Consider the following 15,495-nt stretch of genomic DNA (forward strand, 5'->3'; position numbering starts at 1 on the left):
TTCCCCTCATCCATCAGAATAATTAATTCATGATGCAATGAGTCAATTTACATTTTGATTATCCAATGCCTTGATCCAACCACGATAGGGTCCTTAAAGACTGTATTATTTCATGGCTTATGTCTATCGTATTGGAACAATGTCGTACGGTATTGCAGGTAATTATTTTGTCCACTCCACCAGCCAAAATCTGTTGATATGCATCTCCGGAAAAAATCGCATGCACACCAATACACACTGGGGGAGGTAAATTGAGCGAATGTACATGTCTCACTGTCTCTATCATGGTCATGCCAGTAGAGATAATGTCATCAATTAATATCGGTGTTTTTCCCGGATAAAGATCAAGATTAGGGATTGATACGTCAACGGAACGATCCCCCTTTCTGTTTTTTTCTAATATGACACAAGGTGCCTGAGCCTCATCTGCGATAGTTTTAACCCATTGCCTGCTTTCTTCATCAGGCCCAATAAGTAATGGCTGCTGTATGTTATTTCTTATCCAGTGCGCAATGGGCTTGGTCGCATGAAGCACCTCAGTGGGTATCTCATAAACAGCATTTAAGGAATGCCAACGATGTAAATGAGGGTCTATGGTAATCAAGCCATCAAAGTAATGCGAGATCAGTTTGGCAAAATATTGTGAGGTAATTCCCTGACCCTTTTCAAATACCTTATCCTGACGCATATAAGCGAGATAAGGCGCGATCAGAATTACTTTCGTCGCTCCTAAAGCTCTTGCTGTTTCTGCAGCAAAGAGTAATGGCACTATTTTAGGGTTTGGTGTATCTAAACTGGCGATGAAGAGTACTGGACGGTTCGTGACCTCTGTTTCAATTTTAAAAACGGTTTCCCCATCTGGAAATTGATGTTGTTTCATTCTACCTAATTCATAATGACAATCTTTTTGTATTGCAAGTGCCAGCTCATCGTAGTCAAATAAAGGGAATATAATCGGTTTATTGTTCATCAGCTGACCTCAATTTGAAAAATATCATGTTCCTGTCTCAAAAAATCAAGCGCATAATTCAGCTGCCCTTTGGTTTCGGCATGAACTTTGAATAATGGCTGGGATTTTGCGACCACGCTATGCAAAGGTACAAATAATTCAACACCTGCGGCTTTTGCTTCAGGCGCCCCTGCTAATTTAGCAACACGGGCGATATGACGATTATCAATATTGACTATAGTACCAGAAACGGTCGATTCTATGGTCTGAGAAAAAGGGGCTTTGGGAATACTTCTGAAGCCGCCCTGCGCTTCACAAATCGCTTGAAACTTAGCTAAAGCTTTGCCACTGTCAAGCAGTTCAGTGGCAAGACTTAATCCTTGACCAGGTACAAGACCTGGAGCAAACTCAATAACCTGCCCCGCGAGTAAGAGTGCATGCTCCCTTAAGCTCTGCGACGCATCTGCATCCCGATTAAGAACAGATAACACATCAACTGCTTCCAATGCCGGGCCTATACCTCGGCCTACAGGTTGAGCACCATCAGAAAACACGATTTTTATGTGCAATCCGAATTCATTAGCGACTGATTCCAGAAAGTTTTTGAGGCGTCTCGCACGCTCTATAGATCGGACTTTAGCCGTTGTACCGATAGGCATATCTATCACAATATGAGTGGAACCAGCCGCAATTTTTTTTGACAAAATTGAAGCAACCATTTGTCCTTCACTGTCGATATTGACCGTTCGTTCAATTCTTATTAATAAATCATCTGCTGGACTCAATGCCATGGAACCACCCCAGACAAGACATCCGCTTTCCTTCTCGACCACCTTACGCATTGCAGAGAGATCCAGATCGACATTGGTAAACACCTCCATAGTATCCGCGGTTCCTGCTGGGGATGTGATGGCTCTTGATGAGGTTTTAGGGATCATCAAACCATAGGCTGCGACTATAGAAACAACTATGGGCGTCGTTCGATTTCCCGGCAGTCCACCCACACAATGCTTATCAACAATAATTGATGAAGGCCAGGTTATTCTTTGTCCCGTTTCTATCATTGCTTTAGTTAAATCAATTACTTCCCTTTTGGACATGCGATCGTCAGAACTGGCCGCTATAAACATGGCAATATTGATGTCGGATAATTGTCCGGAAATCAGATCTTCAATGATTTGTCGGGTTTCATTAGCTTTCAATTCATGGCCATAAATTTTAGAGCGAATGTAACTCAATGAATCCAGAGGCTTAGGGTGAGTAACCGTCACTTCATCACCGACTTGAGCTGACAATAAATCCCAGGCATAACGAGAAAGACTGGCTTCATTATGTCGCAATAATTTGGTTTCAACAGTATTCACGGTGGCGATAATGGAACGATCTTTTAAGGTTACTCTGACCCGTGACTGCGCAGTAAATCCTTCTGATTGACAGATATGGCAATCTTCCCTCATGTAAATTATGGGATCTTTAAATGTATTGATACCTAAATATTTAAGTGTCAACGTTGAATAAGCATCGCTCATAATAAGTTCGATATAATTGAGTTAATATTAATGTCCTTATTTACTTATTTCGTGCAAAACACCAGATTTAATCATAGAAACAGTATGCCATAGTCCATCCAGCAAAAAAATTACAATAACGTACTTTTATGTGAATAAACCGGTTCAACCGATCTTCGCCCGATAGAGGCTGTGGAACATATCCATTTTAATAAAAAAAGTAACTAATCACTTCAAATTTTATCAAAAAAACAACGATCTCCCCTCTCCACCGCGCGCAGCGTGGAGAAGAGGGAGCAAGAAAGTAACGAATCACTTCAAATTTTATCAAATAACAACGATCTCCCCTCTCCACCGCGCGCAGCGTGGGGGAGAGGGATCAAGGGTGAGGGGGTTTTAAATTTGTCGCGTAAGCGACTCCTTAAAATAAAATTTGTTTAATCTGTTAGGTACATTTAACCTGTGTCAAAACCTGCATCGCTTTAAACGCAAGGTAATTCATGGTGTAACAATTGAATTTTCCTAACAAATGATGGGGTATAAGATTAGCCGAGCTGTTGCCTTGGTTAATAGAGTGGAGTCGCTTACGCGACAAATTTAAAACCCCCTCACCCTTGATCCCTCTCCCCCACGCTGCGCGCGGTGGAGAGGGGAGATCGTTGTTAATTGATAAAATTTGAAGTGATTAGTTACTTTCTTCCTACATTTGCAATATGTAGCCTGTATTAGACGAAGTCGTAATACAGGATGGATTTACAACATAACCATTCAATCAGTTTCCTCTAAACTCCATGTTTTATTCATCAAACCTTTTTTGATGTATCGATGGATACTTGAATAAGGCCAATCCAAAGGTTTTTTTACATAACCATGCTTTACCGGATTGTAATGGATGTAGTCGACATGAGTTTGCAAATCAATATTGTCCCTGATTCGGTGTTCCCAAAATCGAGTTTGCCAAAGATTAACGTTTCCACGAGCGTTTTTCTCTAAATAAATATTTAAATCTAATAAGGACTGGGTAAAATGAGTTTTAATCAATCGAATTCGTTTTGAATAATCTGAATCATTAAGGGGCAATTGCCATATACAATGAATATGATCAGGCAAAACAACAATTGCACGAGTGATAAAATTTAATTTTACTTTAACAGATCGAAATGCATTTCCTAAATAATTGATATGGTCAGTTAGATATTTGGATTGCCTGTCTATTAACGTTAATGTGAAAAAATAGCTTGCGCCGGGTGAATAATCCCTTCGGTAGTGAACCATACATACTCTTCCTTAAAGTTGGACGATTGGGATTATACCAAATTGAATGAGGAGTGGTAGGTTTGGTGAAGTGCGCCCTGTATTACGACTTCGTCTAATACAGGCTACGATTGGTATCAAAAAGTAGGAATGTGTAGCCTGTATTAGACGAAGTCGTAATACAGGATGGATTCCATCCGAATTATTTCAGCTGTTTTCTCCATAATTCCACTCTTAAAAATAATGGATTGCACCATTCACAAACTCAATTCTTAATGAACCTGCCCCGAAGGCGTGTTGCGTATTCTACTGATTTCCCTATCAGTGTCAAATACTTTTTGCATTTTTTTTAATTGTTTTTCTATTATTAATTCACTCTCCACCATATCGATCTACCAATAATCATGTTGATCATATTTTTTGCTTGAGATATCCTTCCCTTACTTTAATTGTACGGAGATTTAAGATGTTTCGCGCTATCACTTTATTATTAATGACATTCTTGGTTCATTCTGTTTTTGCATATCCTAATGTGCATCACCATCAAGTTTCACCATTAACCAATGCATTACGAACTGGAACAGATACCAATGGATCTATTTTATATCTTTGCCAGGCAAAATTGTTCGGCAGTATTCAACCTGGAAAAACTTGGGCAGGATATGGTCGCTGCAATGTTCCTTATGGCGGTAAAGAATATGTAGTTGATCAGTTTACCATTCCTAATCAACGTAGTTTTGGACAATTTAATTGGGAACGTGATCAGCATAGTGCGCTGCAAATTGGTAAAGATACAAATGGAAATCCTTTATTTGTTTGTCAGGCTAATTTTAATGGCAGTATCCAGCCTGGAAAAACCTGGCCAGGTTACAATCACTGTAATATTTCCTATGCAGGGCGTGAAGTTATTACTGATTATTATCGGGTATTAAGCAGACAGCAAGAAATCATTGTTGGTTCAAAAATTCCAAGGGGTCAACCTAATACTATGCATTCACACTATTGATATACTCTTGATTATTTTCTTTCATAAATAAGAAAGGTCATATCGTATTGGTTCTTCTCATCACGCTGTCGGAATTCCTCATTTCGACAGTCCCACACTGATGCATTAATTTCTGGAAAATATACATCGGCAGAAAATACATGCTGAATTCGAGTGAGGTATATTCTATGAGCACTATCTATAGCCTGAGAAAATAAATTAGCGCCACCGATAATCATTACTTCATTTTCTTCAGATGTAGAGGATATTGCTTTCTCTAGTGAATCTAAAACAGTAACACCATCTATAGCAGTCGCTGAATAACTTAATACAATATTCTTTCTCCCTGGTAATGGTCTGCCAATTGATTCGAATGTTTTCCGACCCATGATAATCGGTTTACCCATAGTTGTTTGTTTAAAATACAGTAAATCTGCCGGCAAATGACACAATAGTTGATTGTTACAACCCAAACCACCTCGCTCATCTACTGCCGCGATTAAGCTGATAATACTCATAAACTATTCCTTGCACTCGCCATTTCTACAGCCATTTGTACTGCTGCTAATAAACTACCAGAATCAGCACTATTTTTTCCAGCTAATTCCAATGCTGTTCCATGATCCACGGATGTTCTTATTATGGGTAATCCAAGAGTGACATTAACTGAATGATTAAAACCGGCAAATTTTAGAACCGGTAATCCCTGATCATGATACATTGCAACATAAGCATCACATTTATCCTCATTATTTGCAGTAAACATGGTATCAGCAGGTAACGGGCCTTGAACATCAATTCCTTTTTTTCTTAATGCTATTAATGCAGGACTTATGACCTCAATTTCTTCTCGCCCCAAATATCCTGATTCGCCAGCATGAGGATTTAACCCGGCAACTTTTATCTTTGGATTCAAAACACGAAAATCCTGAATTAATGAGTGATGAAGGGTGCTGATTACGTTAATAATTAATGAGGTGTTTATTGCATCAGGAACTTGGCGTAATGGAAGATGAGTCGTAACTAACGCAACTCTCATAAACGGACAAGCCAGCATCATTACCACTTGTTCTACACTAAAATACTGCGCGAAAAATTCTGTATGACCTGAAAAAGGGATGCCTCCAGCATTAATATTGGCTTTATGTACTGGGGCAGTGACTAATGCAGAAAACTCACCTTTGCTACAAAGAGTTGCGCCAAGTGTTAACAGTTCCAATACATAAGCTGCATTTTCTGGATTTAATTGTCCTGGAGTGACCAATCCTGGGCAGGGTACAGACAGAACCGTTAAACAACCCGGGTCTGTTTTTACACTTTCTTCAGATTTATATTCATAAAAATCAATTGTCCTTGATAATTCAATCGCTCTTTGTTTAAGGACATTCACATCACCAAGAATAACTAAAGGAACATCATAACCTGCAAGAGCCAAACATAAGTCCGGACCAATCCCTGCAGGCTCACCACTGCTAATAAGCAGTGGCTTCATGCTAGATCCTTATCGACAATATTTACGTATGCTTCAGTTCGTAAGTGCTGTTGCCAATTTTGGACTGCTTCAGCAAATTTACGTTGTTGTAAAAACTGTCTTACCTGTTGACGTTTAAATGATTCAGAATCATCTTTTTGTTTACGTGCGATAACTTCAATCAAATGCCAACCGTATTGAGTTTTCACCGGCTGACTTACTTTATGTAAAGGCAAGCTATTCATTGTCTTCTCAAATTCAGGTACCAATTCCCCTGGACTGACCCACCCTAAATCGCCCCCTTTCACGGCACTCGTAGCATCCAAAGAATATTGTTTGGCCATAAGAGCAAAGTCTTTTCCTGATTTTATTTGTTGGTATATGTTTTTCACTTGTTTCAATGAATCAGAAGGTAACATACTGGCATCAGGCTTCAATAATATATGACGAACATGAGTCTGGGTAACCACATGATGTTGATTATCTCCACCCTTAGCAACCAATTTAATTAATTGAAAACCATTCCCTGTGCGCAAGGGGCCTACTACCTGGCCAACCTTCATTTTAACCACTTCTTTCGCAAAAATTTCGGGCAACTCAGCTAAATGCCTTTCCCCCAGGTCGCCACCTTCCAAAGCCAGTTCACCACTGGATTCTTCAATTGCCAATCGACTAAAGTCTTCACCTTTTTTAATTTTTGCTAATAATCTTTCGGCATTTGCTCTGGCGCTTTTCAGTTCTTCAGTAGTAGGCTCTTCATTTAAAGGAATCACTATATTTTGCAAATGAAATGTAACCGCCGAATTGTCAACTGTATTCGCTGTTTTCAAATACTGCTCAACCTGCTCATTGGTTACTTGAACTTCTTTTCCTACTGCTTTCTGTTGCAGACGGCTGAGTAACATTTCTTTGCGAATATTTTGTCTGTACTCCTGCCAGGTAATTCCCTGTTTGGTAATCTCTTCACGTAACTGAGACAAAGTTAAATTATTCATCGTGGCTACTCGCTCAATTGCTTCGTTGAGCTCAGTACTGTCCACTGTAATTCCATGTTGTTTCGCCAATTGCATTTGCAAGTCGACATCGATCAAATGCTGTAAAACCTGTTTACGTAAAACGGTTTCTTCAGGCATTTGCATTTTTTGAGCAAGAATCTGTTTTTTGGATAATTCAACTTGTGCATCCAACTCACTGGAAGTAATCACTCCGTTATTCACAATTGCAACAACTTTATCCAACAGCTGTTTGCCTTCAGCGATATTTAATCCTGAAAGTAAAATGCACAATAATGCCAATCTTTTTAACATGCCTTAATCCTCATCTACTCTATGCCGCGCAATTTAGGTTATTCTTAATCAAAATACAAGCAACTTTGGTTAATTTCTACTCTAATTATCGACGGAATGGATCATTATATCCTGGAATATAGGTACTCAGTATATTATAAGGATCACTATTTGCCACTGATCCTAAGCCTTTTAATAATAATTGCAAATACACATTATTATTATATTGAGGTTCAAAATTATCATTTAGATTTTTAAATGTTCGTCCACCCATTACTCGTACTGCCCAACAACAACTATCATATTGCACACCAAGCAAAGACATCATACTGTAATTTTTACTAATATTCTGACTGTATGCTCCAATGCTGCTCCACTTTTCACTTAATGGCCAGGAAAAAGCGGCAATAGCTTGATTTAGCGCGTTATTTGCTCTTCCATTGTCCCTGACGGCCGTTACATCTCCATTAACCAAATAGCTGTACCCCCCGCTGATTATAGCATTGGGGATGGGTTGATAATGCAAATTTAGATCAGCATTGTTTGTAGCCTTGGTAGCAGGATCCCAAATGTAATCGCCCGTTATTGCCCAAGCTGGATTTATGCGATAAACCGCTCTTGATGCAACGGGTGATGTGCCAAATGTTGAGGATAAATTACCAAAGGTATTGGGATCATCGACACAATAACCTGTAGGACTTTGACATAATTGAACTTTCCTGTCTGAAAAATATTTGATTTGACCTACAGTAAAACTCGCTCGTTCAACACCCGTTTCTTCAGATAACCAACGAGAAGTGAGCGCATAAGTCAATTGATTTGCATCTCCAATTCGATCAAAGCCTGAAAACCGGTTCGTTCTGAATAGTTGATCCGCATTAAATATCATAAATCCTGAATCATAAACAGGAATAGGTGTCTGATTTTGAAATGGAACACGCAAATAATATAATCTTGGCTCTAAAGTTTGAGTATATGACTCCCCCTTTAACGATAGATCCCGTTCAAAAAACAGGCCGCTATCCACGCTGAATCGCGGAATAGTACGATTAAAATCCTGGTGATATGAACCAAAATTGGTGCTGTTTTGCACGCTGTAATAATTCTCCACAAATTGAGCCGAAGGAGTGACATAACCCCAGGGTTTTATCATTGGAACTGATATTATGGGATTAAAATGAAATCGAGGGCCTTGAGGCATTCTCAAGGGAGCCAAATCCCATCGTTCAACAGGCCAATGGAACTGATCATATTGACCGAGAATACTAACATTGGCATTAAACGGTAAATCATAGTAGTAACCATTTGCCATTAACTGAGGTAATCGTTCATAAACAGGGGAAAGACGTATTTCATTTACTGGTTGTAATGTTTGGTAACTTTGCCCCATTCCTCTGAAGGTCCAATTTTCAGTAGAGTAAATTAAGTCTGCCTGACGTAATAATTGTCGTTGGGTAATCATCACCAGATTAGAACTGAAATCCTGAAAATAATAATCATCGGATACTTGTTCCAAATTAATATTCATCTGTAAATCAGGAGTAAAATAGGTTCTATCCAAAATGCCAAAAGACCAGCGATTTGTTGAATTTCCCAAAAGTCTGGGATATTGAATTTCGTTATTCTTCAAAAAAGTACCAAAGGCTCTATCGTCTGGAAGAAAACTGCCCTCAATGTTTCCGGAACTCATTCCTGTTAAATAACGAAATTGCCCCCCCATCATGACACCACGCTCGGAATACAAATGTGGCTCGATAGTCATGTCATAATTTGGAGCGATGTTCCAATAATAGGGTAAGCCAAGATCAAAACCTCCCACATTGGAATATCCGGCAAGCGGCATCAAAAAGCCTGATTTGCGTTCTTTGCTGGTAGGAAAACTGAGATATGGAGTATAAAATACGGGCCAATCATGAATTCGTAATACCGCATTGCGCGCAACGCCTTTCGCCTTTGCATCATCCAAGGATAAGGTTTCAGCTTGTATGTCCCAGGCTTTATCCTGAGGAGCACAGGTTGTATAAGTTGCTTTGCGCAGGAAGTAATCTTTATTCGCAAATCGTCTGATTAAACTTGCACGTCCCCATGCTGGAAGCGCCGCATTGTTTCGATTGGTGTTAAATCGGTATAATACATCTTCTGTTATACCTGATTTATCCTGCGGATTAATGACGGCTTTACGTGCAATCATCAGTCTATCAGGTTCCAAATATCGAACATCTCCCAGAAACTCAATTTTTGTGACCTCATTGGTCTTGGCATCTCTATATACATAGGCTGTTTGCGCATTAACAACACGCTGATCTTGTTGCACTTCAACATTGCCAGAAAGAGTAGATCGTTTATCACGGTAAAATGAAACACGGTCAGCCAATATGCGCACTTCGTCAACGCTGCCCAAAGGCGTAACGGTTGTTGGTTTATAAGACCCCAAACAGATAGGGGAGCTTTGATCAGCCTGCCAGCCTAGACATTCAGCAAATTTAGCCCGTATAGCATCCGTTAAATCGACATCTCGAGCGATGACACAGGCTTGTACCGGTTCGGATATAAGAGAAGCAGAATAGGCAAATCCATGATAAATCAGCAGAAGCAGCAGGCATCCAGTCATACCAGCACATATTAAAAACCATTTGGCTGAATTAAATAAATCAGTTACGGTTTCAGAAGAACATTTAAAAAAACAATAGGCTCTATCTCGCAATAAGACGATTCGTGAAAAAAAATTAAGAAGCTTCTTATAAAACCTAATGTTCACAGCAAACAAAATGCCTTATGATGCACACAATTATCCTCATTTACGACGAGTATATAAATTGATAGCCGGTAATAAAGTTGGGAAGTATAACATGCATGAAAGAGAAAACGCACTGAAACTATGGTTGGAACATGTTATTCCTCAGAAAGATTTTAGCCTGACTCCGCTAACAGGAGACGCCAGTTTTCGAAGATATTTTCGTATTCAATATAATGGCTTATCAAGGATAGTAATGGATGCGCCACCAGACAAGGAAGATCTTGAACCGTTTATTCATATTGCCAAAACCATTGCCAGTGCCAATGTAAACACTCCTGAAATTCTTGCTGTAAATAGCGAACAGGGATTTTTGTTGCTCAGTGATTTCGGCGATCAACTTCTGCTAGGAAAGTTAGAAGAACATACAGCCGACACTTATTATCACGAAGCCATTAAAACTCTTCTTAAAATTCAAACTTGTTCCGTTGATGATCCCAATTTACCTGCTTTTGATAAACAATTCATGTTAAATGAAATGGCGCTTTGTCCAGAGTGGTTTTTAAAAAGATACTTGAAACTAAATTTGCAGGAAGATGAATCACTCCTGATGCAACAGATGATGGAATGGATTGCCACAGAAGTAGCGCAACAGCCTTCAACTTTTATTCACCGGGATTACCACTCACGTAATCTGATGTTAATCGATGGTCCAGACTCTGTTGATTTTGGAGTTATTGATTTTCAGGATGCTATGCGCGGCCCCTTAACCTATGATTTGGTCTCTCTTCTTAAAGACTGTTACATTTCCTGGCCCAGAGACAAGGTTCTGCAATGGGTACGATTTTTTTATGAACATAAGACCAGTGCGCAAAACACTTATAATTTTTCTGAATTTGTCCGAGCCTTTGATCTCTGTGGACTGCAAAGACATTTAAAAGTTTTAGGAATTTTTTGCCGATTGTATTTACGAGATAATAAATCGGGTTATCTGAATAATTTACCTCTTACCTTAAAATATGTTCTTGAATGCAGTGAGACTTATGAAGAACTTCATCCCCTCTTTCATTTTCTGCAAAAACGAGTCTATTTACCATGAAAGTAGCGATGATACTGGCAGCAGGAAGAGGCGAACGTTTAAAACCTCTTACTGATGATCAACCCAAAGCACTGTGCATGGTTAAAAATAAGCCTTTAATAGAACACCATGTACTCAATCTGGTACAAGCAGGTTTTGAAAAACTGGTGGTAAACCATGCTTATCTAGGCGGTCAAATCAGGCAATTTCTGGGTAATGGACAACGCTATGGTATAACAATCTGCTATTCTCCTGAGCCACCAGGTGGACTTGAGACCGGAGGGGGGATAGTAAAAGCATTACCTCTATTAGGTAATGAACCATTTGTAACAGTCAACGCTGATATATTTACAGATTTCAATTTTGCGCAACTTGATCTTGAGTTAGAAAAACCGATTCATCTTATTCTGACTAACAAAAATCCAGCATTAAATCATCATGGGGATTTTAGTTTAATTAATCAAAATCAACTGTGTAATGAAAACCCAGAATATACTTTTTCAGGTATAGCCGTTTATCATCCCAAAGTCTTTAGTCAATGCAAACAGGGAAGATATTCTGTTGCTCCATTAATTCGACAATTGGTGACACAAAATAAGGTAACTGGAAGCCTATATCAAGGGACATGGTTTGATATAGGCTCAATGGACCGACTTAAAGCCGCTGATAAGGACTAGCCTTCTTAGGGCATACCCGTGCTAGTAGGCGCTACGGTTGGTTCGATTTCAACACCTTCTTCTTTGCCAGCAGCAGGTTCTCTGCGCACTTCAGGAGCTTTTTCAACAACTTGTTCTTTTTCAGACACAATTTGTTCTTCTGGATATTCATGTAATTGCACAACGACTGGAATTCCTTTTTCTTCCATAAATGACTCACATCCTGACTCTGGATCCGAAATTTTTGCTATTAATTCCTCTGGATCAGCAGTGACTGGTTTCCCATTTGCGTCGGTTATTACTTCACCATTAGTATCGGCCTCATATATCTTGCTTCCCTTGCTTACGTTATTTTGTTGAGAAAACCAGGCATTTAAAAGAACATCCAATGCCCCAATTTGCTCAGACGAAAGAGGACTACCATTCGTGGTGCTATACCCTCGCAACAAGTCAGCAAATTTCCCAAAGGCAATATCCAGATTTATAGGACTGATCAGGTCTGACAATTTCTTAGCGGCAGCAGTAGCCAGATTTTCTTGCATATTCTGAAAATCGGTTAAAAACCTCTGATCACCAAACCAGAATTGTGTGCTTGGTGTTAATTTATGGATAGTAAATTCTAAATATTCATCTACTTTATCCATTATATCCTGACATTCTTTCAGCATATTGTTATCGATCAGAAGCTGTCTAAATTGTTGAGCAAAATACTGTGCTCCCGGGATTGATGAGCCCGTTAGCTTCATAAGCTGTAAAAGTATTTCCTTCGGGGGCAATGGTTTTTTGGGCATGTTATAAGTCTCTCTAAAACTGTTGGCGTACTGTTTCAGTTAAAATCACCAAGGCAATGGCGATCAGAACATCAATTATTTCAATTTAATTATTATGCTCTATTATAGCAAAACCATTAACATTTTATTTAGCGTGAAACGCAACACCTTCACATGTATATAAAATAAGTAAAATGTATAAATTTATTATAGCAAACCAGCACCTTTGTTCAGGTAGCTGGTTTTTCAATAGACGTTAATTAATTGTAAATTTTACATAAATGGAGTTTTGATTGTATCGATAACGGAGTTAAATGTTTTCTTTTTCATAGAATCAAAGGTGAACTCATCAACCAGAATCGCATCCCAGCGAGCATCCTCAACTGCCAGTAAATCACTCATTTCTTGTTGATTTAATTCGCCTTTTTCAACTTTTTCCTGCAGTTTCGCTTTTAGTTTACCGAATTTCAATCGTTTTGAATCAGCTATCTTTGCAGTAAGTCCTTCAGTTTGAATGATCAACTGAAGAGCATGCTCCATTCGATCAACTGGTTCTTTAGGATCACCACTTAAAAAGATGTATTTTTTCATGCGATCACGATAATTATTATTACCAGTCATCAGTTTTGCTAATTTTTGATCCAGTTTATCACTGGGGTATTGCATGGTTTGTCCAAAAGGAAAAGCAAGTAAACGCGCAACGATCCCTAAAAATCTGGAGGGAAAATTATGGCATAAAGCAATCATGGATTTTTGTGCGTGATAAAAGCAATAACTGACAGCCCATTTTGCATGAATTTGTTCATCAGGATGATCTTGGTTCATCTGCACATTGCGTAATGCCGCCATAGCCATATAGAGGTAAGACATCCCGTCAGCAAGACGAGCGGATACACGCTCTTTCCTCTTTAAATCACCACCCAGATAGATTAAAGACAAATCAGCAAGCCAGGCATAAGCATGACTTAAACGAGCTAAACGCTTATATTCCCGTTTCATTGAATTATCTGGAGCCGAAATAAAGATCCCACCGGTCCATGCAGAACACACCGTTTTAGCCAGATTTTGCATGAAATACTGAATATGCTTCCAGATTACTTCCCCGAATGCCTCTTTATTCTCACCTGCAACAGCATAAAATTCTTCACGAATATAAGGATGACACGCCATGGAACCCTGACCAAAGATCAGCAGATTTCGTGACATAACATTGGCTCCTTCCACTGTAATCGAGATAGGAACACCTTGATAAAAACTGGTTAAATAATTACGAGGACCGACGACGACAGCGCGCCCGGCATGTACATCCATAGCCGAATTAACTACGATTCGAGCTAATTCTGTATTGAAATACTTGGTAATTGCAGAAGCAACAGAGGGCTTTTTATGCTCATTCACCGCCGCAACCGTTAATAAGCGGGTTGAATTAATTAAATAATTTAAACCAGCAATTTCGGCTAACTTTTCTGTAACGCCTTCAAACTGTGCAATTTCCACATTAAACTGACGACGAATTCGTGCAAATGCCCCTGTAGTCAAATAAGACACAGAGGATGATCCGGCACCTAAGGCAGGCAAGGAAATGGATCGCCCAATTGACAAACATTCAACCAACATTTGCCAACCTGCCCCGGCTTTTTTCTGACCTCCAATAATAGAGGTAATAGGTACAAAGATATCTTTGCCACGGATGGTACCGTTCATAAAGGGTTGGTCAGCAGGCAGATGTCTGTTACCAATCTCAAGATTTTCAGTCTCCCTCGGTATCAATAAACAGGTAATACCTTCCTCTCCCTCACCCTGTAATAAACCATCAGGATCCTTCAAATTGACTGCCAAACCGATTAGCGTAGCTACTGGAGCCAGGGTAATCCAGCGTTTATCTAATGTAATATTAAGGCCTAATACCGTTTTACCTTCAACTTTCTTTTTAACCACGATGGCGTAAGACTGAATTGAAGTGGCATCACTACCAGCACCTGGTTCTGTCAAGGCAAAACAGGGAATATCAATTCCCTTGGCAAGACGAGGTAAATAATACGCTTTTTGATCTTCTGTGCCGTAATAATTGAGTAACTCGCCTGGGCCTAAAGAGTTAGGAACCATAACCGTTACAGCAGCCACACCGGATCGGCTCGCCAGTTTTAATACAACATCCGAGTGTGCTCGTGCTGAAAAGCCTTTACCACCAAATTCTTTAGGTATCACTAATCCCAGGAACCCTTTTTCTTTAATATAAGTCCACACTTTTGCCGGTAAATCACGTTCCTGGCTGATTTCCCACTCGTCAAGCATGCTGCATAAAATTTGGGTCTCATTATCTACGAATGATTGTTCTTCCGCTGTAAGCTCGGTACTCACTTTAGCTAATCGGTCCCAATCAGGCGTACCAGTAAAAATATCCTGCTCCAGCCAGGTATCTCCGGCATTTAACGCTTCTTCTTCTGTTTTTGACAGTTTAGGGACTGATTTTCCAGCAGTCTTATATAAAAAATCCGCAATATAAGCACGTACAGGTTCAACTTGAACGATTAATAGGGCGGCCAGAATAACAACCCACAGTACTATTCCTATTACCCATGGAAAACCCAACCCAAAAGTTGCTGGAATCAGATAAACAATACTACCTATTTCCCATACCAATGGATTCATGGCTCGATATAGCACTACCAGAGTAAATACCAAATAAACTAAAAAAAATAATAATGCCATAAATATACCTTCCTTTGCTTTTTTATTATTGCAGGCTAGATTGGTAGTATATACTCTTTGCACTCCATTTTGCGAGTATCATATTATTCACT

Annotated in this window: 12 protein-coding genes; 3 read left to right on the top strand and 9 right to left on the bottom strand. The window is 39.4% G+C overall.

All coding sequences use genetic code 11. From position 1 onward, the window contains the following. Window positions 1-58 precede the first annotated feature (58 nt). From IZU94_RS15415 to IZU94_RS15425, 3 genes are all read right to left on the bottom strand, one after another. Window positions 59-970 (bottom strand): ribose-phosphate pyrophosphokinase, encoded by a 912-nt coding sequence (locus IZU94_RS15415; RefSeq protein WP_203112640.1) that lies wholly within the window; start codon window positions 968-970, stop codon window positions 59-61. Beyond that, window positions 970-2,478 (bottom strand): thymidine phosphorylase family protein, encoded by a 1,509-nt coding sequence (locus tag IZU94_RS15420; protein ID WP_203112642.1) that lies wholly within the window; start codon window positions 2,476-2,478, stop codon window positions 970-972. The genes IZU94_RS15415 and IZU94_RS15420 overlap by 1 nt, the downstream gene beginning before the upstream one ends. 747 nt (window positions 2,479-3,225) lie before the next feature. Continuing rightward, window positions 3,226-3,732, bottom strand: coding sequence for an REP-associated tyrosine transposase (locus IZU94_RS15425; RefSeq protein WP_203112644.1), 507 nt, complete (start codon window positions 3,730-3,732; stop codon window positions 3,226-3,228). Window positions 3,733-4,177: 445 nt separating this feature from the next. Between IZU94_RS15425 and IZU94_RS15430 the strand changes: the two genes are divergently transcribed. Beyond that, entirely contained in the window at window positions 4,178-4,717 is a 540-nt protein-coding gene (locus IZU94_RS15430; protein WP_203112647.1) for a DUF3421 domain-containing protein, read from the top strand. An 11-nt stretch (window positions 4,718-4,728) separates the two neighbouring features. Here IZU94_RS15430 and IZU94_RS15435 read toward each other — a convergent pair whose 3' ends face one another. The 4 genes from IZU94_RS15435 to IZU94_RS15450 all read right to left on the bottom strand — a co-directional run bounded on the left by IZU94_RS15435 (window position 4,729) and on the right by IZU94_RS15450 (window position 10,064). Next, a complete protein-coding gene (locus IZU94_RS15435) occupies window positions 4,729-5,214 on the bottom strand; it encodes a dihydrofolate reductase (protein ID WP_203112650.1) in 486 nt (161 codons plus the stop codon). After that, window positions 5,211-6,188, bottom strand: coding sequence for a 4-hydroxythreonine-4-phosphate dehydrogenase PdxA (gene pdxA / locus IZU94_RS15440; protein WP_203112653.1), 978 nt, complete (start codon window positions 6,186-6,188; stop codon window positions 5,211-5,213). Before pdxA ends, IZU94_RS15435 begins: the two co-directional genes overlap by 4 nt. Continuing rightward, the gene (locus IZU94_RS15445; protein WP_203112656.1) at window positions 6,185-7,474 is read right to left on the bottom strand and encodes a peptidylprolyl isomerase; all 1,290 of its coding nucleotides are present in this window, start codon (window positions 7,472-7,474) and stop codon (window positions 6,185-6,187) included. The genes pdxA and IZU94_RS15445 overlap by 4 nt, the downstream gene beginning before the upstream one ends. Window positions 7,475-7,559: 85 nt before the next feature. Further along, window positions 7,560-10,064: an LPS-assembly protein LptD gene (locus IZU94_RS15450; protein WP_238400532.1), complete on the bottom strand. Its 2,505-nt coding sequence runs from the start codon at window positions 10,062-10,064 to the stop codon at window positions 7,560-7,562. 238 nt (window positions 10,065-10,302) lie between these two features. On the opposite strand from IZU94_RS15450, the gene IZU94_RS15455 reads away from it, so the two are divergent. Next, complete coding sequence (locus IZU94_RS15455; protein ID WP_203113409.1) at window positions 10,303-11,286, top strand: aminoglycoside phosphotransferase family protein; 984 nt, start codon at window positions 10,303-10,305, stop codon at window positions 11,284-11,286. Then, entirely contained in the window at window positions 11,283-11,942 is a 660-nt protein-coding gene (gene murU, locus IZU94_RS15460; RefSeq protein ID WP_203112659.1) for an N-acetylmuramate alpha-1-phosphate uridylyltransferase MurU, read from the top strand. Before IZU94_RS15455 ends, murU begins: the two co-directional genes overlap by 4 nt. A 5-nt stretch (window positions 11,943-11,947) precedes the next feature. Here murU and IZU94_RS15465 read toward each other — a convergent pair whose 3' ends face one another. Together IZU94_RS15465 and IZU94_RS15470 are read right to left on the bottom strand one after the other, a co-directional pair. Continuing rightward, complete coding sequence (locus IZU94_RS15465; protein WP_203112661.1) at window positions 11,948-12,712, bottom strand: hypothetical protein; 765 nt, start codon at window positions 12,710-12,712, stop codon at window positions 11,948-11,950. Between the two features lie 252 nt (window positions 12,713-12,964). Beyond that, on the bottom strand, window positions 12,965-15,403 hold the full coding sequence (locus IZU94_RS15470; protein ID WP_203112663.1) for an acyl-CoA dehydrogenase: 2,439 nt from the start codon (window positions 15,401-15,403) through the stop codon (window positions 12,965-12,967). Window positions 15,404-15,495: the final 92 nt, after the last annotated feature.

The organism is Legionella bononiensis (assembly GCF_016786215.1).
GTDB classification, from domain to species: Bacteria; Pseudomonadota; Gammaproteobacteria; order Legionellales; family Legionellaceae; genus Legionella; species Legionella bononiensis.